The organism is Burkholderia dolosa, assembly GCF_902499135.1.
In the GTDB taxonomy this organism is placed as follows: domain Bacteria; phylum Pseudomonadota; class Gammaproteobacteria; order Burkholderiales; family Burkholderiaceae; genus Burkholderia; species Burkholderia dolosa.
Map to the genome: position 1 here is coordinate 1 of NZ_CABVPR010000159.1, position 665 is coordinate 665.

Here is a 665-nt window from a genome sequence, read left to right on the forward strand (position 1 = left end):
TCGTGATCGCGCGCTTCAACCTGAATGCGGACATCTGGCTGTCGCCGCTGATCGTGCTCGGTACGCAGTGGTATATCCTGTTCAACGTGATCGCGGGCGCGACGTCCTATCCGAACGACTATCGCGAAGCGGCGACGAACTTCCGGATCCGCGGCTGGCAGTGGTGGCGCCAGGCGATCCTGCCCGGCATCTTCCCGTATTACGTGACCGGCGCGATCACCGCGTCGGGCGGCGCATGGAACGCGAGCATCGTGTCCGAAGCCGTTCAATGGGGCACGACCCGGATCGAAGCGCACGGCCTCGGCGCGTATATCGCGCAGACCACGGCGGCCGGCGACTTTCCGAAGATCATCCTGGGCATCGCGGTGATGTCCCTGTTCGTGACCCTGTTCAACCGCCTGCTGTGGCGCCCGCTGTATGCCTTCGCCGAAGCGAAGCTGCGGCTCGACTGAGACCGATCGAGAGCGAAACGCGATGCACAATCCGAATGCTGTAAACGCCCCCATCCAGACGTCCCAGCCGCCGCGCGTCGGCGACGAAATCCTGCGTGTCGAGCACGTGAGCCGCGGCTTCAACAAGACGCAGGGCGAACTGCTCGTGCTCGACGATGCGAACCTGTCGCTGCGCGAAGGCGAGATCGTCGGGCTGCTCGGCCGCTCGGGCTC

At 65.0% G+C, this 665-nt stretch carries 1 protein-coding gene and 1 pseudogene; both read left to right on the forward strand.

Annotated elements, in window-relative coordinates:
- Positions 1 to 452, forward strand: a 452-nt coding sequence (locus BUB20358_RS28010) for an ABC transporter permease subunit (RefSeq protein ID WP_174905194.1), incomplete at its 5' end; no start/stop codon positions are given.
- A 22-nt stretch (positions 453 to 474) separates the two neighbouring features.
- Positions 475 to 665, forward strand: a pseudogene (locus BUB20358_RS28015) (nitrate ABC transporter ATP-binding protein); the annotation flags it as partial.